The organism is Celeribacter sp. ULVN23_4 (assembly GCF_054788345.1).
In genome coordinates, this window is the sequence record NZ_JBTVYO010000005.1 from 164,498 (window position 1) to 185,582 (window position 21,085).

22 protein-coding genes are annotated in these 21,085 nt (G+C 59.7%); 13 read left to right on the top strand and 9 right to left on the bottom strand.

Features of this window, described 5'->3' with window-relative positions:
- Positions 1 to 23: 23 nt before the first annotated feature.
- Positions 24 to 653 (bottom strand): FMN-binding negative transcriptional regulator, encoded by a 630-nt coding sequence (locus tag ACYBHZ_RS12735; protein WP_460274665.1) that lies wholly within the window; start codon positions 651 to 653, stop codon positions 24 to 26.
- Positions 654 to 758: 105 nt separating this feature from the next.
- The gene (locus ACYBHZ_RS12740; protein WP_460274666.1) at positions 759 to 1,202 is read right to left on the bottom strand and encodes an Lrp/AsnC family transcriptional regulator; all 444 of its coding nucleotides are present in this window, start codon (positions 1,200 to 1,202) and stop codon (positions 759 to 761) included.
- 82 nt (positions 1,203 to 1,284) lie between these two features.
- Here ACYBHZ_RS12740 and ACYBHZ_RS12745 point away from each other — a divergent pair, with 82 nt between their 5' ends.
- From ACYBHZ_RS12745 to ACYBHZ_RS12800, 12 genes are all read left to right on the top strand, one after another.
- Positions 1,285 to 1,878 (top strand): LysE family translocator, encoded by a 594-nt coding sequence (locus ACYBHZ_RS12745; RefSeq protein WP_460274667.1) that lies wholly within the window; start codon positions 1,285 to 1,287, stop codon positions 1,876 to 1,878.
- 92 nt (positions 1,879 to 1,970) lie between these two features.
- Positions 1,971 to 2,882, top strand: coding sequence for a polyphosphate kinase 2 (ppk2, locus tag ACYBHZ_RS12750; protein ID WP_460274668.1), 912 nt, complete (start codon positions 1,971 to 1,973; stop codon positions 2,880 to 2,882).
- Between the two features lie 274 nt (positions 2,883 to 3,156).
- Positions 3,157 to 3,597 carry a tellurite resistance TerB family protein gene (locus ACYBHZ_RS12755; protein ID WP_460274669.1) on the top strand — a complete coding sequence of 147 codons (441 nt, stop codon included), beginning with the start codon at positions 3,157 to 3,159 and terminating at the stop codon, positions 3,595 to 3,597.
- A gap of 12 nt (positions 3,598 to 3,609) precedes the next feature.
- Positions 3,610 to 4,401: a phosphate/phosphite/phosphonate ABC transporter substrate-binding protein gene (locus ACYBHZ_RS12760; RefSeq protein WP_460274670.1), complete on the top strand. Its 792-nt coding sequence runs from the start codon at positions 3,610 to 3,612 to the stop codon at positions 4,399 to 4,401.
- A gap of 133 nt (positions 4,402 to 4,534) precedes the next feature.
- Positions 4,535 to 5,326, top strand: a complete 792-nt coding sequence (locus ACYBHZ_RS12765) for an ABC transporter ATP-binding protein (protein WP_460274671.1) — start codon at positions 4,535 to 4,537, stop codon at positions 5,324 to 5,326.
- Between the two features lie 32 nt (positions 5,327 to 5,358).
- Entirely contained in the window at positions 5,359 to 6,075 is a 717-nt protein-coding gene (locus ACYBHZ_RS12770) for a transporter substrate-binding domain-containing protein (protein WP_460274672.1), read from the top strand.
- 83 nt (positions 6,076 to 6,158) lie between these two features.
- Positions 6,159 to 7,049 carry an ABC transporter permease gene (locus ACYBHZ_RS12775; RefSeq protein ID WP_460274766.1) on the top strand — a complete coding sequence of 297 codons (891 nt, stop codon included), beginning with the start codon at positions 6,159 to 6,161 and terminating at the stop codon, positions 7,047 to 7,049.
- The gene (locus ACYBHZ_RS12780; RefSeq protein WP_460274673.1) at positions 7,046 to 7,852 is read left to right on the top strand and encodes an ABC transporter permease; all 807 of its coding nucleotides are present in this window, start codon (positions 7,046 to 7,048) and stop codon (positions 7,850 to 7,852) included. The genes ACYBHZ_RS12775 and ACYBHZ_RS12780 overlap by 4 nt, the downstream gene beginning before the upstream one ends.
- 9 nt (positions 7,853 to 7,861) lie before the next feature.
- Positions 7,862 to 9,205 (top strand): glutamine synthetase family protein, encoded by a 1,344-nt coding sequence (locus ACYBHZ_RS12785; RefSeq protein WP_460274674.1) that lies wholly within the window; start codon positions 7,862 to 7,864, stop codon positions 9,203 to 9,205.
- A gap of 179 nt (positions 9,206 to 9,384) precedes the next feature.
- Complete coding sequence (locus tag ACYBHZ_RS12790) at positions 9,385 to 10,005, top strand: type 1 glutamine amidotransferase (protein ID WP_460274675.1); 621 nt, start codon at positions 9,385 to 9,387, stop codon at positions 10,003 to 10,005.
- Entirely contained in the window at positions 10,005 to 11,360 is a 1,356-nt protein-coding gene (locus tag ACYBHZ_RS12795) for a glutamine synthetase family protein (RefSeq protein ID WP_460274767.1), read from the top strand. The genes ACYBHZ_RS12790 and ACYBHZ_RS12795 overlap by 1 nt, the downstream gene beginning before the upstream one ends.
- Before the next feature lie 164 nt (positions 11,361 to 11,524).
- Positions 11,525 to 12,727 carry a DegT/DnrJ/EryC1/StrS family aminotransferase gene (locus ACYBHZ_RS12800; protein ID WP_460274676.1) on the top strand — a complete coding sequence of 401 codons (1,203 nt, stop codon included), beginning with the start codon at positions 11,525 to 11,527 and terminating at the stop codon, positions 12,725 to 12,727.
- A 71-nt stretch (positions 12,728 to 12,798) separates the two neighbouring features.
- On the opposite strand, the gene ACYBHZ_RS12805 is transcribed toward ACYBHZ_RS12800, so the two are convergent.
- The 4 genes from ACYBHZ_RS12805 to phaC all read right to left on the bottom strand — a co-directional run bounded on the left by ACYBHZ_RS12805 (position 12,799) and on the right by phaC (position 17,150).
- A complete protein-coding gene (locus ACYBHZ_RS12805; RefSeq protein WP_460274677.1) occupies positions 12,799 to 13,743 on the bottom strand; it encodes a LysR family transcriptional regulator in 945 nt (314 codons plus the stop codon).
- A gap of 113 nt (positions 13,744 to 13,856) precedes the next feature.
- Positions 13,857 to 14,396, bottom strand: coding sequence for a polyhydroxyalkanoate synthesis repressor PhaR (gene phaR / locus ACYBHZ_RS12810; RefSeq protein WP_460274678.1), 540 nt, complete (start codon positions 14,394 to 14,396; stop codon positions 13,857 to 13,859).
- A 317-nt stretch (positions 14,397 to 14,713) separates the two neighbouring features.
- Positions 14,714 to 15,157: a phasin family protein gene (locus ACYBHZ_RS12815; RefSeq protein ID WP_460274679.1), complete on the bottom strand. Its 444-nt coding sequence runs from the start codon at positions 15,155 to 15,157 to the stop codon at positions 14,714 to 14,716.
- Between the two features lie 175 nt (positions 15,158 to 15,332).
- On the bottom strand, positions 15,333 to 17,150 hold the full coding sequence (gene phaC, locus ACYBHZ_RS12820; RefSeq protein WP_460274680.1) for a class I poly(R)-hydroxyalkanoic acid synthase: 1,818 nt from the start codon (positions 17,148 to 17,150) through the stop codon (positions 15,333 to 15,335).
- Between the two features lie 177 nt (positions 17,151 to 17,327).
- Between phaC and phaZ the strand changes: the two genes are divergently transcribed.
- Complete coding sequence (gene phaZ, locus ACYBHZ_RS12825) at positions 17,328 to 18,602, top strand: polyhydroxyalkanoate depolymerase (protein ID WP_460274681.1); 1,275 nt, start codon at positions 17,328 to 17,330, stop codon at positions 18,600 to 18,602.
- A 55-nt stretch (positions 18,603 to 18,657) separates the two neighbouring features.
- Here the strand turns inward: phaZ and ACYBHZ_RS12830 are convergent, their stop codons facing one another.
- The 3 genes from ACYBHZ_RS12830 to ACYBHZ_RS12840 form a co-directional block, all read right to left on the bottom strand.
- The gene (locus ACYBHZ_RS12830; RefSeq protein WP_460274682.1) at positions 18,658 to 19,371 is read right to left on the bottom strand and encodes an alpha/beta fold hydrolase; all 714 of its coding nucleotides are present in this window, start codon (positions 19,369 to 19,371) and stop codon (positions 18,658 to 18,660) included.
- Positions 19,372 to 19,440: 69 nt separating this feature from the next.
- Positions 19,441 to 20,184 (bottom strand): alpha/beta hydrolase, encoded by a 744-nt coding sequence (locus tag ACYBHZ_RS12835; RefSeq protein WP_460274683.1) that lies wholly within the window; start codon positions 20,182 to 20,184, stop codon positions 19,441 to 19,443.
- Positions 20,185 to 20,258: 74 nt separating this feature from the next.
- Positions 20,259 to 20,930, bottom strand: a complete 672-nt coding sequence (locus ACYBHZ_RS12840) for a DNA-3-methyladenine glycosylase I (RefSeq protein ID WP_460274684.1) — start codon at positions 20,928 to 20,930, stop codon at positions 20,259 to 20,261.
- Positions 20,931 to 21,085: the final 155 nt, after the last annotated feature.

The window sequence follows — 21,085 nt, forward strand, 5'->3', positions numbered from 1 at the left end:
ATAGATCAACCGGCATCACTCTCTCACTCCCCGTCCGGAAAACTCGCCAATGCCTGCGCCAGATCGATGCCCTGCTCTCCGGCGGCCATGAGGCCGTCATAGGTGCCTTGGCGATCTTCGAGAGACCGGTGCTGGTTGACCTTCCATTTGCCCTCAAGCCGCCCGACCGTGAAGCGTAGCCCGACAATGCCGCGTTTGAGCGCGGCGATATAGGGCACAGGCGCGTCAGACACGGACCAAGGCTCGGCACGGCCTGCCTCATGCCGGTCGGTCAACGCCTTCAAATGCGCGCCCAGCGCTTCTGATCCCTCAAAGGTCTCAAACGCGCCGTGGGCGTGGACGACAATATAGGCCCATGTCGGGACGACTTTGCCGTGTTCCTGTTTCGACGGATAGAAAGACGGGGAGACATAGGCCTGTGGCCCCTGAAAAATCAGAACCGAGCCTGCGCCCGCCAGCTTCCAATGGGCATTGGCGCGGGCGAGATGGGTCTCAATGACCGTCCCGCCATTCTCTTCGCGCACCACCACGGGCACATGCGTGATCTCGATCCCCGCCTCATGCGGCGTCACAAGGGCGGCAAAACCGATCTCCGCCATCACATGGCGCAGCACCTCGGGATCGTCGATGGCGGAATTGTTCGGTCGGTACATGGGCTGCCTGTCTCTGTGATGCCCCGGCCTACCACGCCCCGGATCACATCGCACCTGTTTTCCCTGCCCCTCTTGATCGCAGCGACGAATACTCGTCCAGACATCTCAGCCCCGCAAATCTTTCGGGCTATCCATCACAATATAGGAGGTGATCGAGGCCACAGTCGGCACGGTGGCCAGAACTTCGGTGTGAAAGCGCTTATAGGCCTCAAGCCCGGAGGTCTCGATCCGCAGGAGATATTCAAACGCCCCGGCGATGTTGTGACATTCCTTCACCTCAGAGGCGGCTTCCATCGCCCGCTCAAATCCCTTTTGCGCATCCTTGCTATGCGCGGACAGGCCCACTGCGATATAGGTGACAAATCCCCGCCCGGTCTTTTGCGGATCGGTTAGAGCACGATAGCCACGGATCACGCCGGACTGCTCCAGCTCACTGACACGGCGCGAGGTCGCGGAGGGCGACAGGCCGATGCGGTCGGCGAGATCGAGGTTGCTCAGACGGCCATCCCGCTCCAGCTCACGCAATATCTTTTCGTCAATTTGATCCATATCCAACACTTCATGCAAATAATGACAATTTAACCGAAACTTTGCACAGTCATTGCGCCAGAGAAAGCCTAATCTCACCGACATGGATACGACACTCTTTCTCGCGCTTCTCGCCTTTGCCTTCGTCACCTCGGTCACGCCGGGGCCCAACAACCTTATGCTGCTGGCATCGGGGGCGAATTTCGGCATCCGCCGCAGCCTGCCACATATGTTCGGCATCGCCTTCGGGTTCACGCTCATGGTGTTCATCGTCGGGCTCGGGCTTGCGGAGGCGTTCGAGACCTTTCCAATGCTCAGGCAGGTCATGATCGTGGTGGCCGTGCTCTATATGCTCTGGCTGGCGTGGAAGATCGCTCATGCCTCCGCACCCGGCGAGAAAGAAGCGACAGGCAAGCCGCTGAGCTTCTTGCAGGCCGCCGCCTTTCAATGGGTCAATCCGAAAGCCTGGATCATGGCCATCGGCGCGCAGACGAATTACGCGCAGGACACAACATGGCTGGCCGCAGCTCTCGTCGGCTTCGGCTTTCTGTTGATGAACCTGCCCGCGATCTCGCTCTGGGCGTGGCTCGGTCAGGAAATCCGTCGTTTTCTAACCAATCCGCGCCGTTTGGTGGCGTTTAACTGGACAATGGCCGGTCTTTTGGTCGCGTCTTTGCTCCCGATCCTTTTCCATTAAGAAACCGTCATGTATGCGTGGTTTAAGGCGGCTCTATATGAGCTGCCCCATCAGGGTTGCAGAACGGCAAAGAACGGAAGACGGAGCGCATCATGAGCTTTGACAAGGACGCCCAAGACTGGCTTGAAGCGGAACTCGCGGACACGCTGGACGAGGAGTGGGAGATCGAACTTGAGGATTCGATCCTGTCGCGCGAGATCAAGAAGATCTACCAGAAGGAGCATCCCGACATGCTCGAACGCTCGGTCTATTTCCGCGAATTGCTGCGGCTTCAGGCCGAGTTGATCAAGCTGCACGACTGGGTCGAACAGACCGGTCAAAAGATCGTCGTTCTGTTCGAAGGCCGCGACTCGGCGGGCAAAGGCGGCGTGATCAAGCGGATCACCCAACGTCTCAACCCGCGCGTCGTCCGCGTCGTCGCTCTTCCGGCTCCGTCAGATCGCGAGAAATCGCAATGGTATTTCCAGCGCTACGTGCCGCACCTTCCGGCGGCGGGCGAAATGGTTCTGTTTGACCGCTCCTGGTACAACCGCTCGGGCGTCGAACGTGTCATGGGCTTTGCCGATGAAGATCAGGTCGAACAGTTCTTCCAAGACGTTCCAGAATTCGAACGGATGCTGGTGCGGTCCGGCATCAAGGTGGTGAAATACTGGTTCTCGATCACCGATGAGGAACAGCAGATGCGCTTCCTGATGCGCATTCACGACCCGATGAAACAATGGAAACTTTCGCCGATGGACCTGCAATCGCGCATCCGTTGGGAGGATTACACCAAGGCCAAGGAAGACACGTTCTTCCGCACCAATATCCCGGAAGCGCCGTGGTATATCGTCGAGGGCAATGACAAGAAACGCGCGCGGCTGAACTGCATTGATCACCTTCTGTCGCTGTTCGACTATTATGAGATCGAACATGACGAGGTGCATTTGCCGGAGCGGATTTACAAGAAAGACTATGAGCGCGCCGTGCTGCCGCCGGAGCTTTACGTCCCGAAGAAATATTGAGGGGCCGGGGACGGTTCTCACCGCCGCCTTCAAGCTGTTTTCCGCCCCCTCTGTTCCTCACTTTGATGGGGCCAGTCCTGTCTCTGGCATTAACCTTAATATTAACCTTAATCTGATTAACCTTAATGCCCGGTAACACACGGGCTAAATCCGGGGCTCACATCGCTCCGTATCCCCCGCGCAGTCGCGCAAAGCGACGCGGCTCGCGGCACACGCGCGAACGTGAACACTGCAAAGCCTTCCCCTGACTTGCGCCCTGCCCTATATCCGTCTCATGTTTGGTGATTTTCTCAAAACCCTGCTGCAACCGCAGCCCGTTCAGCTTCCCGATGCGGATGCGCGCCTCGCTTTGGCCGCGCTCTTGGTGCGGGTTGCCCGTGCCGATGGGCGCTATGATCCCGAGGAAGCCGCGCGGATCGAGAAAGTGCTCACGCAACGCTATCAGCTTTCGCCTTTTGAGGCCGCGAAACTGCGCGGCGAGGCGGAACTTCTTGAGGCAGAGGCCCCCGACACGGTGCGCTTCACCCGTGCCATCAAGGACGCGGTGCCGTTCGAGGATCGTATCGGCGTCTTGGAAGGGCTTTGGTCCGTGGTGCTGGCCGACGGTCAGCGGGATCAGGGCGAAGATGCGCTTTTGCGACTGGTTTCCAATCTTCTGGGCATCAACGACCGCGACAGCGCGCTGGCGCGCCAGCGTGTCGAAGCGCGGATGTAACGGCGCCTCTCAATGATCGCGCAGCTCCCGATGTATCTGCGGCCCGGAAACCCGGCCAATCTCGCCGCGCATGAAGCGCTTTGGGAGTTGATCCGGCATGGGTTGCGGGCGCGCGACATCCCGGCCCCAGAAAAGCTTGATGACAACGAAACCTATGACGTGGCTTGGGCGCGCGAAGACTTGTGTCTTTCGCAGATCTGTAACCTGCCGCTGCGCGGATCGCTCAAGGACAAGGTCACGCGGATTGGCGCATCTGATTACGGGCTAGAGGGCTGCGCGCCCGGCTATTACCGCAGTTTTTTCGTTGTACACGAGGACCATCCGGCGCAAGACGCCGACGCGCTCGACGGTTTGAGCATGGCCTATAACGATGCGATGTCGCACTCCGGCTGGGGCGCGCCCTGGCTTTGGGCGCATCGACGCGGGATTTCGTTTCGCCCCGTCCTCGCCACCGGAGCACATGCAGCGTCCGTGAGCGCCGTGTTGCGCCGCGAGGTCGATTTTGCCGCGATCGACGCGCAGAGCTTCCGTATCCTGCAAGCGGAACGGCCAGAGATGACACGGCTGCGAGTGATCGGCGCGACGGAAGCCTCCCCCGGACAGACCTTTTGTACCGCACGAGATCGCGATCCCGCGCCCTATTTTGCGGCGATCTCAGAGGCCATAGCCCGTCTGTCGGAACCGCATCGCGCGCAGCTTGGCTTGCGGGGAATCGTTGCCCTGCCCGATGACGCCTATGACCTGCCGCTGCCACCTGATCCGCTCCGCCTGTCCCGCTCGCAAGGCCCCCTCTCCGCCGCATAACAGCGCAAACTGCCGATTTTTCGCGCAGCCCCCTCTGCGCGGCAGAGGGATTTGATCAAAACTCGGGCAAAACGCTACGGTAAACTGCCGTTCATTGTTGCATCTGATGAAAGTTTAGCCCTAACTCTTGGCAATGTTGACCAATGACTCAAATCCCGCGACGCCCGTTATCGAGATCCGTAACCTGCACAAGGCTTATGGCGATCTCGAAGTTCTCAAAGGCGTCTCCATGACCGCCCCGCGCGGCCATGTGACCTCGCTCATCGGGTCTTCGGGCTCCGGCAAATCCACGCTGCTGCGCTGCGCCAACCTGTTGGAAGACAGCCAGCGCGGCGAGGTCCTGTTCGAAGGCGAGCCGATCACCTGGAAGGGGGAAGGGGCGCATCGCCGTCCGAGCGATCCCAAACAGGTGACGCGCATCCGCACCAACCTGTCGATGGTGTTTCAGCAATTCAATCTCTGGTCCCACATGACGGTGCTCGAAAACGTCATGGAAGCGCCGGTTACCGTTCTGGGCCGCGACCGCAAAGAGGTCGAAGAAAAGGCCCGGATGTATCTCGACAAGGTCGGGATCGGTGACAAATGCGACGTTTACCCGGCGCAGATGTCCGGCGGGCAGCAACAACGGGCGGCGATTGCGCGCGCGCTCTGCATGGAGCCGCGGGCTCTGTTGTTCGACGAGCCGACCTCTGCGCTCGACCCGGAGCTTGAACAAGAGGTGATCAAGGTGATCAAGGCGCTGGCCGAAGAAGGCCGGACGATGATCATCGTGACCCACGACATGCGCATGGCGGCCGATATTTCGGACCATGTGATTTTCCTTCATCAGGGCCTGATCGAGGAGGAGGGTCATCCCTCCGATCTGTTCAGCGCCCCGAAATCCGAACGCCTGAAACAGTTCCTGAGCGCGACTGTTCCGGCCTAACTATATCTGCGCTGACTTTTGGGGAGTACCACATGAAGAAGATCCTTCTTTCCGCCGCCGCTCTGGCCCTTCTGGCCGGTGCCGCTTCGGCAGAAACCGTTCGTCTGGGCACGGAGGGCGCCTACCCTCCGTACAACTACATTGACGACAACGGCGAAGTCGCCGGTTTCGAACGCGTGCTGGGCGACGAACTGTGCGCTCGTGCCGAGCTTGAGTGCACCTGGGTGACGAACGATTGGGACAGCATCATCCCGAACCTTCTCTCCGGCAACTACGACGCCATCATCGCAGGCATGTCGATCACCGACGAGCGCAAAGAGAAAGTTGATTTCTCCCAAAACTACACCCCGCCCTCGGTGTCCGCTTATGCGGCTCTGACCGACGGCGTGGATGTGGACAACGGCATCGTGGCGGCTCAGGCCTCCACCATCCAATCCGCGCATGTCGTGGAAACCGGCGCGACCCTGCTTGAATTCCCGAACTTCGAGGACAGCGTCGCGGCCGTAGCCTCCGGCGAGGCCGATGCGGTTCTGGCCGACAAGGACACCCTGATGCCGGTCGTCGGAGAAGGCGCGCTGAACTTCGTGGGCGATGACGTTCCGCTCGGCGGCGGCATCGGCATGGCCTTCCGCAAATCCGACCCGGAACTGCGCGCCAAGTTCGACGCTGCGATCCAGTCCATGAAGGACGACGGCACGCTGAACGCGCTGATCAAAGAGTGGCTCGAAGACAGCCCGACCTTCGAATAATCCGCAAACTGTTCCTCAGTCTCGGATAAAACTGACCAGACGGGGCGTCCTGAGATGCCCCGTCGCCACCCCACAGGTGTCCCATCTTTTCCTATTGCGCCGAACCTGACACGCTCGACCGCCTGCATTGGCTGAGTTGTTATCTGACAACCGGAAAGCACATGGCTTTCTACACCTCCTTCGGGACGGTGCTTTTGCTGCTCGCCGTAACAGCGCCTCTTGCGCTTGCCTTCGGCTTCGCAGCAGCGACCGGGTCTCGCTCGCATTTCTTCCCGCTCAAATGGCTGGCCAATCTTTACATGGCCATCGTGCGCGGGGTGCCGGACATCGCGTTCTTCCTGTTCTTCGTCATTGCGCTCGATCAGGGGCTTGAATGGGTGCGCCATCAAGCGCTCTGTCCCGGCTGGGATCAGCCGATCCGTCAGGGCAATGACTTTATCGTCTGTCAGGCCGCCAAACTGCCGCAGAACTCTGCGCCCGAAATCATTCACCAGATCTATGGCTTCGCGCTGGCCGTTCTGACCTTTGCCATCGTGTTCGGGGCCTTTGCGGGCAACGTGCTCGCCGGGGCGTTCAAGGCCGTGCCTTTCGGCCAGATCGAGACCGCCGAAGCCTACGGCATGACCAAGCGCCAGACCTTCTGGCGGATCATGGTGCCACAGATGTGGACCTACGCCCTGCCCGGCCTCGCCAACCTTTGGATGGTTCTGATCAAGGCCACTCCGCTGCTGTTCCTTCTGGGCGTCGAGGACGTGGTGTATTGGGCCAAGGAGCTGGGCAGCACGAAGACCGCGCGCTTCACCGATTACCCGCATGGCGATTGGCGGATGTATTATTTCTTCGGGCTTCTGATCTTCTATCTCGTTTTCACGAAAGTGTCGGAAATCGTCCTCGCCCGGTTCACCCGCAAGCTCTCTCACGGTCAGGCCACCGCCGCCGGTGAAGCGATGCGCAAAGCGGGAGCGAGTGCATGACCTGTTCAGAGACCATCGCAAGCTACGCATTCCGCTCGCTCGGCATTGGCGAACGGCGCCTGCCGACTGCCGACATCACACTTTGCGATCAGGTCACGCTGATCGGCTCGGGCATGTTGTGGAACATCTACTTCGGGGCGCTCGCGATCCTGCTGGGGTTCTTCACCTCGCAAACGCTGGCACTGGCCAAAGCCTCCCCGAACAAGGCGATCCGCAAACCGGCGGAATGGTTCATCTTCGTGTTCCGCGGCTCGCCGCTCTTCATCCAGTTCTTCTTCGCCTATTTCCTGTTCCTGTCGATCAAGCAATCAGTCCCGGGCTTGAGCAATCTCACGAACGCCTGGCTCGGCGCGGCCATTGTCTTGTGGTTCAATACCACGGCCTATGCCGCCGAGATTTTCTATGGCGCGCTCATGGCGATCCCGAAGGGCGATCTCGAAGCCGCTGATGCCTATGGGTTCACCGGGTTCAAGCGATTCCGCCGGATCGTCTGGCCGACCATGCTGCGTCTGGCGTGGCCCGCTTACACAAACGAAGCGATTTTCATTTTCCACTCCACCACTCTGGTGTTTTTCTCAGGCTTCCCGGCCTTGCAGCAAAAAGGCGATGCCCTCTACTACGCGTCTTATTTTGCCGACAAGACCTTTAACCCGTTCATCCCCTACCCGATCCTCGCGGGCTGTTTCGTACTGGTGACGCTTTGCATCATCACCATCTTCGGCCTGATCGGAAAGCGGTTGAACCGTCACCTCCCGCAAGCGCCGCAAAAACGCCCGCGGATGATGGCGCAAATTTTCCGTTAACGGTGACCTATGACCACGCCCCACAGCTGGCTTGCCCAGAACCCCGACGTCAAAACCATCCGCATCGCGGCCGCTGACCTGAACGGTCAGGCCCGTGGCAAACGCATGTCCGCGCGCTTTGCCGACAAGGTTGAAACCGAAGGGACACGTTTCCCGCTCTCTGTTCTGAACCTCGACATCTGGGGCGAAGACATCGAAGACAGCCCGCTTGTCTTCGAGAGCGGCGACAAGGACGGCGTGCTGCTGCCCACGGAGCGCGGGTTCCTTCCGATGCCTTGGCTCGACGGTCCGACGGCGCTTTTGCCGATGTGGATGTTCCACGAAGACGGCCGCCCCTTTGACGGTGACCCGCGTCAGGTGCTGGCTCGTGTTCTCGAACGCTACAAAGCCAAAGGGCTGACGCCGGTGGTGGCGACAGAGCTGGAATTCTACCTGATCGACGACAGTTCCCGACAGCTTCGCGTGCCGCGCTCCCCGCGCTCCGGCAAACGCCGTCTCGGGGCCGAAACGCTCGCACTGCGCGCGCTCGACTCCTTTGACCGTTTCTTCACCGATCTCTACGAGGCCTGTGAAGCCATGGACATCCCGGCAGACACCGCAATTTCCGAGGCGGGTCTGGGGCAATTCGAGATCAACCTCGTCTACTCCCCCGACGCCCTGAAAGCCGCCGATGACGCGTGGCTCTTCAAGCTGATGGTCAAAGGCCTTGCCCGCAAGCACGGGTTCGCGGCCTCCTTCATGGCGAAACCCTACGATGAATACGCCGGCAACGGCATGCACACCCATTTCTCGATGCTCAACGAAGATGGCGACAATATTTTCGATGACGGCACCGCCGCGGGCACAGACATGATGCGCCACGCTATCGCCGGGTGTCTGGCTGGCATTCCGGCTTCGACCCTGATGTTTGCCCCGCATGGCAATTCCTATGACCGTCTTGTGCCCGGCTCGCATGCGCCGACACGGATTTGTTGGGGCTATGACAACCGCACCGCCGCCGTGCGTGTTCCCGGCGGCTCGCATAAAGCCCGCCGGATCGAGCACCGTGTCTCCGGCGGGGACGTCAACCCGCACCTGATGATCGCCGCCATTCTCGGCGCAGCTCTGATCGGCATGGAAGACAAGATGGTCGCACCGCCCGCGATGACGGGCAATGCCTATGCGCAGGATCTGCCGGAAATGCCGGGCGACTGGGGCACCGCGATTGCCGAGTTCGAAACCTCGGAAATGATGCGCCGCATCTTCCCCGCCGAGCTTGTCCGCAACTTCACCCAGACCAAACGGCAGGAACTTCGGGACTGGATGGAACTGAGCCCAGAAGAGCAAGTTGAGCTGTATTTGGACACAGTTTAAGCGCGTCCAAATATTTTTGATCAAATTTTCGCGCAATGCCCCCGCCCCTCTTGTCGGGGCCGGGACAAGGCGCTAGCGTCGGCCTGTTCCAAACCTCTTGGTGACTTATGAAACTCGGCATTCTGCAATGCGGACACGCGCCTGACCCCGTCGCGCAAATTCACGGGGACTTTCCACTCATGTTCAAGCGGCTCTTTGACCGTCCCGACTTTTCCTATGAAGCCTGGGACGTCGAGCATATGGACTTTCCCAAAGGCCCCGAAGACGCCGACGCCTGGCTTTTGACCGGCTCGAAACACGGCGCCTATGAAGATCACCCGTTCATCAAGCCGCTCGAAGAGCTGATCCGCGCGATCCATGCCTCCGGCCGCCGCATGACCGGCATCTGTTTCGGGCATCAGATCATCGCCACCGCGCTTGGCGGCACGGTCGAGAAATACGCGGGCGGCTGGGCCGTCGGGCGTCAGGCCTATGACATCGCCCCTCTTGGTGCGTTGCACCTGAACGCTTGGCATCAGGATCAGGTGCTCGCCCTGCCCGAGGGTGCCGAAGTTCTGGGCGGCAATGATTTTTGCCAAAACGCGGCGCTGGTTTATGGTGACAGCATTCTGACCATTCAGCCCCACCCGGAACTCAGCAATCCGATCATCGCTGACTATCTGAAATCCCGCACGGGCAATCCGGCCTATCCGGCGGAACTGTTGAACAAGGCCAAAGAAGACAACACGAAGCCCACCGACGACAAACGCGTTGCCGATCTGATGGTGGATTTCCTCGAACGCGGCCGGGAGGCGCTTTGATCATGGAGTTTTTCGACAAGCTGCCGCAACCCGCGCTGGATTTCCTTGAGGGCCGCAGGCTCGACGAGGTGGAATGCATCGTCGCGGACCTCTCAGGCATCGCGCGCGGCAAGGCCATGCCCGCCGCCAAATTCGAGAAGCAGAAACACTTCTACCTGCCGAACTCGATCTTTCTCCAGTCCATCAACGGCGACTGGGTCGAGGACGCCGACGCGCCCTTCACCGAGCCGGATATGGTTCTGGTCCCCGATTTCGAGACCGCCACGGCCGCGCCTTGGACCGGAGACTGGACGCTTCAGGTGATCCATGACGTGCTGGACCAAAACGGCGAGATGGTGCCAGTCGCACCACGCAACGTGCTCAAGCGCGTGGTGCAGCTTTACCGCGATCAGGGCTGGGATCCGATTGTTGCGCCGGAGATGGAATTCTTCCTCGTCGCCCGCAACACCGACCCGAACCAGCCCGTCGAGCCGCCGATTGGCCGCACCGGCCGCCGCGCGGCACAGCGTCAGGCCTATTCCATGTCGGCGGTGGATGAATATGGCCCGATCATTGACGACATCTACGACTTTGCCGAAGCACAGGGCCTTGAGATCGACGGCATCCTGCAAGAGGGTGGCGCCGGTCAGATCGAAATGAACCTGCGGCATGGCGATCCGGTGAAACTCGCCGATGAGATGTTCTATTTCAAACGTCTGATCCGCGAGGCCGCGCTGCGTCACGATTGCTTCGCGACCTTCATGGCCAAACCCATTCAGGACGAGCCGGGTTCAGCGATGCACATTCACCACTCGGTCGTGGACATCAACACGGGTGAGAACATCTTCTCCAACCCGGATGGCAGCGAGTCTGAGGCCTTTATGCATTTCATCGCGGGGCTGCAAAACCACCTCGCCTCGACGATTGCGATCCATGCGCCCTATGTGAACAGCTACCGTCGCTACGTCCGCGACTTTGCCGCGCCCATCAACCTTGAATGGGGTCGCGACAACCGCACCACCGGACTGCGCGTGCCGATCTCCGGACCGGAAGCGCGCCGGATCGAGAACCGCCTGCCGGGCATGGATGTGAACCCCTACCTGTCCATCGCGGCCTCTCTGGCCTGTGGCTATCTCGGCCTCATCGAGCGGCGCGAACCGCGCGAGGAATATGTCGGCGACGCCTATGCCTCCGCCGAGGGCATCCCGGAAACGCTCGGCTCCGCGCTCGACCTTCTCGAAAGCGCGACGCAGATGCAGGAGGTTTTGGGCAAGGATTTCGTACGGGTCTACAGCACCGTCAAACGCGCCGAGAATGAGGCCTATCTTCAGGTCATCTCGCCGTGGGAACGGGAGCATCTTTTGCTCAACGTGTGAGCCAAAACACAACACCGTTCAAAAGGGGGCCAAGCGCCCCCTTTTTTGCACGAATTTCCATGACGATTTTGCGAAATTTTGCCGGTCTGCGCGCACAAGAGTAGATTTTTGCGCCCTCAATACTTACAGTTATTTCGAAAGAAGAATTTCAAAAAGGTGAAACAATGAGTCTCGGGCCCAATGTCTACGATGCAGAACCGATCCCGGAAGAAGCGCGCGAAATCGTCGAACAGCTGCTGAAATCCGGTGATCTGTTCCGCTACACCGCGCCGGGCAATGCACCCGTGACCCTTCTGGAGCGCGAATTCGCGGAGATGCTGGGCGCAAAATACGCCCTCGCCGTGGCGTCCTGCTCCGCCGCCCTGTTCCTGTCGCTCAAGGCACTGAACCTGCCGCGCGACGCCAAGGTTCTGATCCCCGCCTTCACCTTTGCCGCTGTCCCCTCCTCCATCGTGCATGCCGATTGCAAACCGGTGCTCGTGGAATGCAACGACAACTATCGTATCGACCTCGATGACTTCCACGCCAAGATGGAAGACGCCGACGTGGTGATGATCTCTCACATGCGGGGCCATACCTCCGACATGGACGCGATCAAGACCGCCTGCGACGCCAAAGGCATTCCGCTGATCGAAGACGCGGCCCACTCGCTCGGCACGGTCTGGGACGGGCAGAACATCGGCACGATCGGCAAGATCGGCTGTTTCTCCTTCCAGTCCTATAAACTTCTGAACGCCGGCGAAGGTGGCATCATGATCACCGACGATCCGGAAATCATGGCCCGCGCCGTGATCATGTCCGGCGCCTATGAGCACAACTGGGCGAAGCACAACCCGCAGCGCGACAATGCGCTCTCTGCGGAATTCGCCAAATGGCAGAACCAGCTGCCGCTCTACAACACGCGCCTGTCGAACATGTCCGCCGTTCTGGTGCGCCCGCAGATCAAGGAAGTGCCGCGCCGCGTCGCCGATGGTCGCCGCAATCACGATTACACCGCTGCACGTCTTGAGACCTCGCCGCATCTCACCGTGCCCGCGAAGCTCGACAAGGAAGTGCGCGCGCCCGACAGCCTGCAATTCAACCTCGTGGATTTCTCCCGCGAAGAAGCCCTCGCCTTCCAATCTGCCGCCAAAGCCCGCGGTGTGTCGGTGCAGGTCTTCGGTCTCTCGACCGACAACGCCCGCGCCTTCTGGAACTGGCAGTTCCTTGGTGAGACCCCGGACCTGCCGAAAACGCGCGAGATGCTGTCGAAAGCCTGCGACACGCGGCTTCCGGCCCGCCTGACCGAGGAAGATTGCGATTTCATCGCCGATGCGCTGCTTGGCGCGGCGGAAGATGTGAAAGGTGTGCGCGCCGCTGCCGAATAAGGCCAGCCTCCGCATTCAAAAACACGGAACGCCTCCCCCACGGGAGGCGTTTTGCGTTTCATATCCAACGATTAGAGAAGCTTGAGATAGCCCCCGAGCCACGGATAGTCGGCAACGACCGGATCAACCACCTGTGCCTGCAACAGCGGCCCCAGCTCATCGGCCACCGCATGCGCCATTTCCGACATGCCGTCGCGCCGGACGGTGAGCGAGATTTGCCGCGACAAGGGCTTCACGGGCAGAGGGATCGCCTCGATCTCATCGGCATAGCGCCCGGCATTGAGCACCCCCAGAGACGACAGGATGGTCCAGCCGGTTCCGCCCGCCACCATCGCGATCATCGCGCGGTAACTGTCCAACTCGAAACGCTGGGTCAGCGTCATCCCCTCCTCGGACAGATGCTCGCCCAAGAGCCGGCCCATCGCATGGCGGCGGGTGTATTGGATCAGCGGCAAGTCCTTGATCGCCTCATGCCGCCCTTTCGGCACCACGGCAACAAACGGGTCTTGCAACAGCGGATGACGCTCCGCCCAATCGGCCCCGTCATGCAGGTCGGCGGCGACAATCACATCGAGCGCACGATGCTCCAACCGGTCCAAAAGGCGATGAGATGGGCCAGTTTCCAATTCAAACCGTGTTTCGGTCAGCCGATCCGCCATCTGGGTGATCAGCATCGGCGTGACCGAGCTTTCGAAATCCTCGACCATCCCGAGGCGCAATTGCCCGAGGTGACTCAGATCCAGCCCTGCGATCTCAGAACGCGCCCGCGCGGCTTCGAGCAGGATGGTCTGCGCCCGACGCCGAAACACCCGCCCCGCCGGGGTCAGGGTCATCGGCCTCTCGCGCCGGTTGATCAAATCCGTGCCGAGCGCGGTTTCAAGATTGGAGATTTGCTGCGAAATCGCAGAGGGCGATGCACCAAGACGTTTGGCCGCCGCAGAAACCGAACCTTCCTCAGAGACTGCGAGAAACACTTCGACGCCCCAAAGCGTCAGACGCCCGACCTTGTCACTCATACCGTTCCCTGCCCCGCCCCGATTTCCTTTGTTGCTTTAAATACTCAAAAATTCTGACAGAAAAAAGAAAACCCCGCGCGTTGCGGGGTTTGTCCTCTTGGCATGTGGCGCGTTCACGACAGCTTGGCGAGTTTTTCCTGCAATTCAGCAAGCTGTTTCTTGATCTCGCCCAAATCCTCCGCCTCTTCGCGCGGCTCCTGCTGCGGGCCGGACCAGTTCTGTCCAACGCTCCCCATGCCTCCGGTCATGGCCTTCAGGAACGCTTCCTGCTGGGCCTGAAGCGCCTCGAAACCGGGGATCTGCGTGCCGAAATTCTGCATCATCTGCTCTTGGCCCTGACGCAGCATGTCGAAGCTCTGCGCCAGAAACTGCGGCACGACGGATTGGATGTCGGTGGTGTAGCTGCGCACAAGATCGGTCAGAACACCGAGCGGCAGGACGCTCTCGCCCCGGCTTTCGTGTTCGGCAATGATTTGCAAAAGGTATTGGCGTGTCAGATCGTCGCCGGATTTCAGATCGACGATCTGCACATCCCTGCCTTCGCGGATAAATCCCGCAATGTCTTCGAGTGTCACGTAATCAGAGGTCTCTGTATTGTAGAGACGCCGCGACGCGTAGCGTTTGATCAGCAATGGATCTTTCTTATCGGCCATTTGGGCTCCCCTCCCTGAGTGGCAAGAAGTCGTTTCGTAAAAAGAGAGAAGCTCACTTTTTGCGAAATGCTGCAATAGCAAACCAGTGCAGCAACGTATTGCGGCACACCCGGTCAGGTGCAACGGAAAACGCCTCTCGGCAAGCCTAAGCGAGCGATTTTGCAAAAGCAAAACAATTCCGGCGCGGGGAGTTATCGCAACCACGCGAGGGCAAGCGCATCAGTCGCCTTGGCCGCAGCGCAGAAAAAACGGGCCTCCGAAGAGGCCCGCAGATATCCACATCCCTAGGGAGGAGAGGGAGAGGAGAGATATTGATCTTACTTGGAGGTCGCCTTTTTGGCGGCTTTGGTCATTTCGTCGGTCGCTTTTTTAGCAGCGGCGGTCATGTCTTCGCCCATGTCTTTGCCAGCGGCCAGAACCAGTTCGATGGTTTCCATCTGAACTTTTTTGGCAACTTCGGCGAAAGCGGCCATGTTCTCGGCAGCCATTTCAGCCTGTACGGACGCGAACTCGGTCAGCGCTTTGGTGTAATCGGCCGGCTCTTCCTTCACGGAGGTCATCTCGGAGACTTTGGACAGGGTGTCCTTGGTCCATTTGGAAGACAGCTCTGTGGATTTCTCGGCGGCCTCAATAGCCACTTTGGAAAGTTTCTCGGTGAGCGACGCCTGGGTTTTGAAGCTTTCCTGCATCGCGGACATGTCGAGCGGGAAGTTGCCCATCATGTCTTTCATCATCTTGGTGAAATCATCGGTCTTGGCCATGTCACATATCCTTCTGGCTTTGGGTGCGAAATCGGCCCGTCCCGGGTTTTCGCTGGTTCCGCGCGCTTCGGCGGGTTTGCCGTTGCTGCGCTTGCAAAAAGAATATGCATGCTGCGGCGCAGAAAATCAAGGTATTTGTGCTGCGCCGCAGCATATTGACGAAAGTTGCGCCAATTCAGGGCGTTGCTGTCATTTTCACATATGTTCCCGGAGCGGGCGCAAGAATCTTACGAGACGAATCGCCCCCTCCTTCTCCCGGAACCCGCGCGGGCACCATTTTTCCGGACTTCGGCTTGAGCCAAGCCTCCCAGCGCGGCCACCAAGAGCCTTCGTGGAATTCGGCCCCGGCTTGCCAGTCTTCCGGCGACAGGGTCAGGTCCGGATTTGTGTAGTGCCCGTATTTCTTCTTCGACGGCGGATTGACGATCCCGGCGATATGACCGCTCTCAGAGAGGATGAACGTCTTGTTCTTCGCCCCCATCTGGCAGACGCCGTTGTAGGAGCTTTTCCAAGCCGCAATGTGATCGGTTTCACAGCCGATGGCGCAGAGCGGCACATTGACCTCGGAGAGATGCACCTTCGTGCCGCAGATCGAAAAGCCCACGGTGGCGAACTCGTCCCGCTGGGTCAGGCCGCGCAGATATTCCACCGCCATTTTCCCCGGAAGGTTGGTCGCATCGCCGTTCCAATACAGAAGGTCGAACGCGGGCGGTGCCTCCCCCATCATGTAGCTGCGGATCGCGGGCTGATAGATCAGATCGTTCGAGCGCAGGTAAGAGAAGGTACGGTTCATGTAGAGCGACTTCATGAGGCCGGTACGTTTCGCCTCCGCCTCGATCCCGTCCACAAAGTCATCATCGAGGAACACGCCGACCTCGCCTTGATCGGAGAAGTCCGTAAGCGTCGTAAAGAAGGTCGCGGATTTGATCGAGGTGTCCTTGCGCTGTTTCATCAGAGCCAGCGTCAGCGACAGCGTCGTGCCCGCGATGCAATAGCCGATGACATTGATCTTCGGCTCGGCCGTGATCTGTTTCACCTGCTCAATCGCGGTGAGGAAGCCCTCTTCGACATAGTCGTCCATCCCGACATCGGCGTAGCCTTCGTTCGGGTTGACCCAAGACACGACGAAAACGGTATAGCCTTGATCGACGATCCATTTGATCAGCGAGTTCTGCTCGCGCAGGTCGAGAATATAGAATTTGTTGATCCAGGGCGGGAAGAGCAGCAGCGGGATCTTATGCACCTGCTCCGTGCTCGGCGCATATTGGATCAGCTCGAACATCCGGTTTCGGAACACCACCGAACCCTCGGTCGTGGCGATATTCTCGCCGAGTTTGAAGGCGTCCTTGTTGGCGAGATTGACGACCATTTCACCGTGGTGATCCTCAAGATCGCGCACAAGGTTCTCCAGCCCTTTCACGAGGCTGTCCCCTTCCGTCTCCACCGCCTGCTGCAAGGCGTCCGGGTTGGTGGCGAGGAAATTCGTCGGCGCCATCATGTTGATCATCTGCTGGGTGAAATAATCCACCCGCTTGCGATCACGCCCATCCAGCGCCTCCAGATCGCCGACAGCGGTTTGCATCGCATCCGCGTTCATCATGTATTGCTGTTTGAGGAAATTGAAGAACGGGTTGGTCTCCCAGAGCGGGTTGGCGAAGCGGCGGTCCTTCGGTGTCTCGTCCGGCGGCGGGGTCAGATCGCCATGGGACAGCTTTTGCTGCGCCTCGACGTAATGTTTGAGCGTCTTGCCCCAATAGCCCACCTGATGCTCGATGATCCGCGCCGGGTTGTTCATCATCTCCGCCATATAGGCGGCGGCGGCCTTCACGAACAATTCCTGCCCCGGCCCCTGTAGCGATTGTGGAATCGGTTTCTTCTGTGCAAGCGCGGCAACGAGCCGCGACGACAAGGCCTCTATCTTCGCGATATTGGCGTTGAGTTTGTCCAAATCGGGCTTGCTCTCCGGCGTTTTGACATCTCCATCCCCTGCCATCACGCGATCTCCCCTCAATTTTGCACTTGCAGCATTGCAGTTTGCTGTAAGACTATATCCAGCACGATAACGACAGAGTAAGCTCGTGGGAAGGCCGATCGCGGTCAAAGACGTCTACCCGAGCCGAGAAGAGGATCGACACTTCCGTCGGTCGGAACAGACGTCGAGGAGAAGCGCATGCGTTACATGGCCACCTACGATCTGATGGAAACCATCCGGAACACGAACCAATGGCTCGGTGCTTCGGCACAGGCTCTTGGCTCTTACCCGGCCGTCGCCATGATGCCCAACCCGGCCTTTCAATGGCTGCGCGCCTGGGGCGAGGTGACGGAACGCGCCTTCTCGCGCATGGTCACAAAGCCGGACTGGGGCATTGGCTCGGTCGTTGGCGAGGACGGGCGCGATCACCTTGTTGACGTGGTGACCGAAGTCGCCCGCCCCTTTGGCGATCTGATCCACTTCAAAGTGCAGGGCCGCGCCGAGATGAAGCGCCGCGTTCTGCTCGTCGCGCCGATGTCAGGACATTACGCCACGCTGCTGCGCTCGACCGTCGTGTCGCTTCTGCCCGATTGCGAACTTTACGTCACTGACTGGCACAACGCCCGTGACATTCCTGTCTCCGAGGGCAAGTTCGACATTGAGGATTACACGCTCTACCTCGTCGACTTCATGAAACATCTCGGGCCGAACACCCATGTCATCGCCGTGTGCCAGCCCGCACCGCTGACGCTGGCGGCCACGGCCTATCTCGCCGAGGAAGACCCGAAGGCGCAGCCGCGCTCCCTGACGCTGATCGGCGGCCCGATCGACCCGGACGCCACCCCGACCGAAGTCACCGATTTCGGCAACCGCGTCACCATGGGCCAGCTTGAAAGCTCCATGATCCAGCGCGTCGGCTATAAATACAAAGGCGTGGGCCGCAAGGTCTATCCCGGTCTGTTGCAGCTCACCAGCTTCATCACGATGAACTTGGACAACCACTCCAAGGCCTTCACCGACCAGATCCAACGCGTTGCCAAGGGCGAAGCGGGCGAGCATGATCGGCACAACAAGTTCTACGACGAATATCTCGCCGTGATGGACATGACCGCAGAGTTCTACCTCTCCACCGTTGAGCGCATCTTCAAAGGGCTGGAGATTGCGAAGAACGAATTCGTGGTCGCCGGCAAGAAAGTCGATATCGGCAAGATCACCGATGTCGCCGTGAAGACCGTCGAAGGCGAGAATGACGACATCTCCGCCCCCGGCCAATGTGTCGCCGCGCTCGATCTGTGCACCGGCCTGCCGGACAGCAAGAAGGCCAATCACCTTGAACCCGGCGCGGGTCACTACGGGATTTTCGCGGGCAAAAGCTGGCGCAACAACATCCGGCCTCTGGTGCTCGATTTCATTGACGCCAATTCCGGACCGCGGGTTGTCGCTGGCAAGGACACGGAAGCGAAAGCAGGATAAAACAAGACGGCGCCACAGGGCGCCGTTTTTTTGAGTATTTCCGCAGCAAAGGAAATCAGCGCAGGACGAAGGGCGCCTCGGCCTCAAGCCATGTCTTGAGCGCACGCGACACGGTTTGCGGCGCTTCCAACATCGGCAGGTGTCCGGCTTTCTCGATCAACACGAATTCCGCGCGCGGCATGAGCTGAGCGATGAAATCCTGACGGCGCGGCGGGCTGACGGTATCGGCCGCCCCCCCCATCACCAGCGCCGGGATACGGGCGCGGCGCAGGACGTTCTGATGATCCGGGCGGCGTTGCAGGATTCGCGACTGGGTGAGATATGTGTCGAGCCCCGCCTCCATCGCCATATCGAGCCAGTGATCGCGGATCGCGTTGCGATGCGGCCCGTCATAGAGCGTCGTGGAGGGCAGCTCTTCCAACAGCACCTCGCCAAACCGTCCGGTGCGCGCCTTGACCATACGCGGCTCGCGTGCGGCAGCGGCGTTGGGCGGTTCGGCCTGAGCAGAGCCGGAGATCAGCGCGATGCGCGTGACCCGCCCCGGTGCCCGGCGCAAAATCTCCGTCGCGACCGACGCGCCGAGATCGTGCCCGGCGATAGCGAATTTCGGCGGCGCGACGGCCAAGACCGTATCGGCCATCTCGGTCAGGCTCTCGCCCTTGAGCGGCGCGACCATCAGCGCGTGATCGCGACTGAGGTCTCCGATCTGATCGGCAAAGACGCGCCCGTCGGCGAGAAACCCGGGCAGGAGCACAAGGCTTTCGGTCATGAAATACGGTTCCTGAGAAAACGTGTCTCTCTTCACATGGCGCGCGCCAGCCCAGAGGTCAAGTCACCCTCACAGACGCGCAGTCACCTCGACAATCGCCGCCTCAATCGTCCGAAGGCATTCCGGCGTCGAAAAGGAATGGTCCGCGCCCTTGACCATCGTCAGGCGAATATCCTCGCCTTCGACATGCCCCAAAAGCTGGATCGCGGTGTCTGTGCTGACGGATTGGTCTTCTGTGCCCTGCAAGAACCTCACGGGGAACGGCAGGGGCAAAGGATCGCGCAGCACGAGTTGATCGCGCCCGTCCTCGATCAGCCGCTTGGTGATCGGATAATCGCTGTCATAGCCCGAGGGCATCATGACCACACCTTCGCTCTCCAGTGTAGCGCGCTGATCGGCGTCGAACCCGGCCCAAAAGCCGTCCTCGGTGAAATCCGGCGCGGCGGCGATGGTGACAAGGGCTGCGACACGCTCCGGGATGCGTTTGCACATCAACAGCGAAATCCAGCCGCCCATGGAGGAGCCGACGAGGATTTGCGGGCCTTCGGTGAGGGTCTCGATCGCGGTTTGCGCATCCTCGGCCCAATCGCCGATGCAGCCGTCCTCAAATCGTTCAGAACTTTCGCCATGGCCTGAATAATCGAACCGCAGGAAAGGACGCCCCTCGATCCGCGCCCATGCCTCAAGCGCGATGGCCTTGGTGCCTTCCATGTCAGACATGAAGCCACCTAGAAAGACGATCCCCGGCCCGACGCCCGGCAAACGGTGATAGGCAATCTTGCGCCCCGAAGGCGTGTCGAGAAAATCGGTCATGGCTCACTCCCCTAAACTGTCGCGCCCAGCATAGAGCCGGACGCGGCAATGCCAAGTCGGCACAGGGTCACAGGTCAGGCATCGATGCTCTGCGCCAAAACGCGCGAGATCGTGTTGAGCGTCTGGCCGGATTGTTCACGCCATGTGTTGAAGGCCTCCTGCACGGCCTTTTTCGCGGCTTTCGTGGTCGGGGCCTTCTCGATCACGCCCTCGGCGATCAGCCGCGCCACCACACTGTCGGACAGGACAAACCCGTCGCGCCCACTCCAGCGCATCGCCATCGCGCCGGTATTACCGCCGAGACGCGCGCCTTCTTTTTTGAGCCAGTCGAGAAGATCGAAATACTCTTCAGCAGGCCAATAGGCGATTTTGTTGCCGAAACCGCCATTCTCTGCGCTGACCGCCGCGATAAATTTCGCGTTGTCGACAATGGCTTTGATCTTCGGCGCGGATTTGATCATCCGCTCATCTTTGGTCAGGGCCTTGACGTCCACTTCCGAAAGGCCCGCGACATAGCCGACGTCAAAGCCGTGAAAAGCCTCTGAAATGCCGGGCCATTTGCCATCGACCACCTTCCAGGACATGCCGGTTTGGAAAATGAAACGGGCCATTTGTTCAAGCCAAAGGTTGTCTGGTGTCTCGGCCATTTCATGGGGGAGTTTGGGAATATAAACTTCGCGAAGAACCTCATCCACGCCACCTTTGCGCTCTGCGGCAATGGCAAGAATTTCGTCATAAGTATGCATGTGAATCTCCTGTCTCGGACATAAAAACAGTGCTGTCCTGAATGGCTTCAATCAAGAAAACTTATGTAACAAGTGGATGTTAAATGCCTGTTTGCAATTGACATAGGCACATGTGCGCGCGAAAAGCGCGACACACATATACCCGCAACCGGGCG

Bases quoted from the DNA above. Each gene is read 5' to 3' on its own strand.
- ACYBHZ_RS12735 (WP_460274665.1), bottom strand. From the start codon at position 653: ATGTACCGACCGAACAATTCCGCCATCGACGATCCCGAGGTGCTGCGC.
- ACYBHZ_RS12740 (WP_460274666.1), bottom strand. From the start codon at position 1,202: ATGGATCAAATTGACGAAAAGATATTGCGTGAGCTGGAGCGGGATGGC.
- ACYBHZ_RS12745 (WP_460274667.1), top strand. From the start codon at position 1,285: ATGGATACGACACTCTTTCTCGCGCTTCTCGCCTTTGCCTTCGTCACC.
- ppk2 (WP_460274668.1), top strand. From the start codon at position 1,971: ATGAGCTTTGACAAGGACGCCCAAGACTGGCTTGAAGCGGAACTCGCG.
- ACYBHZ_RS12755 (WP_460274669.1), top strand. From the start codon at position 3,157: ATGTTTGGTGATTTTCTCAAAACCCTGCTGCAACCGCAGCCCGTTCAG.
- ACYBHZ_RS12760 (WP_460274670.1), top strand. From the start codon at position 3,610: ATGATCGCGCAGCTCCCGATGTATCTGCGGCCCGGAAACCCGGCCAAT.
- ACYBHZ_RS12765 (WP_460274671.1), top strand. From the start codon at position 4,535: ATGTTGACCAATGACTCAAATCCCGCGACGCCCGTTATCGAGATCCGT.
- ACYBHZ_RS12770 (WP_460274672.1), top strand. From the start codon at position 5,359: ATGAAGAAGATCCTTCTTTCCGCCGCCGCTCTGGCCCTTCTGGCCGGT.
- ACYBHZ_RS12780 (WP_460274673.1), top strand. From the start codon at position 7,046: ATGACCTGTTCAGAGACCATCGCAAGCTACGCATTCCGCTCGCTCGGC.
- ACYBHZ_RS12785 (WP_460274674.1), top strand. From the start codon at position 7,862: ATGACCACGCCCCACAGCTGGCTTGCCCAGAACCCCGACGTCAAAACC.
- ACYBHZ_RS12790 (WP_460274675.1), top strand. From the start codon at position 9,385: ATGTTCAAGCGGCTCTTTGACCGTCCCGACTTTTCCTATGAAGCCTGG.
- ACYBHZ_RS12800 (WP_460274676.1), top strand. From the start codon at position 11,525: ATGAGTCTCGGGCCCAATGTCTACGATGCAGAACCGATCCCGGAAGAA.
- ACYBHZ_RS12805 (WP_460274677.1), bottom strand. From the start codon at position 13,743: ATGAGTGACAAGGTCGGGCGTCTGACGCTTTGGGGCGTCGAAGTGTTT.
- phaR (WP_460274678.1), bottom strand. From the start codon at position 14,396: ATGGCCGATAAGAAAGATCCATTGCTGATCAAACGCTACGCGTCGCGG.
- ACYBHZ_RS12815 (WP_460274679.1), bottom strand. From the start codon at position 15,157: ATGGCCAAGACCGATGATTTCACCAAGATGATGAAAGACATGATGGGC.
- phaC (WP_460274680.1), bottom strand. From the start codon at position 17,150: ATGGCAGGGGATGGAGATGTCAAAACGCCGGAGAGCAAGCCCGATTTG.
- phaZ (WP_460274681.1), top strand. From the start codon at position 17,328: ATGCGTTACATGGCCACCTACGATCTGATGGAAACCATCCGGAACACG.
- ACYBHZ_RS12830 (WP_460274682.1), bottom strand. From the start codon at position 19,371: ATGACCGAAAGCCTTGTGCTCCTGCCCGGGTTTCTCGCCGACGGGCGC.
- ACYBHZ_RS12835 (WP_460274683.1), bottom strand. From the start codon at position 20,184: ATGACCGATTTTCTCGACACGCCTTCGGGGCGCAAGATTGCCTATCAC.
- ACYBHZ_RS12840 (WP_460274684.1), bottom strand. From the start codon at position 20,930: ATGCATACTTATGACGAAATTCTTGCCATTGCCGCAGAGCGCAAAGGT.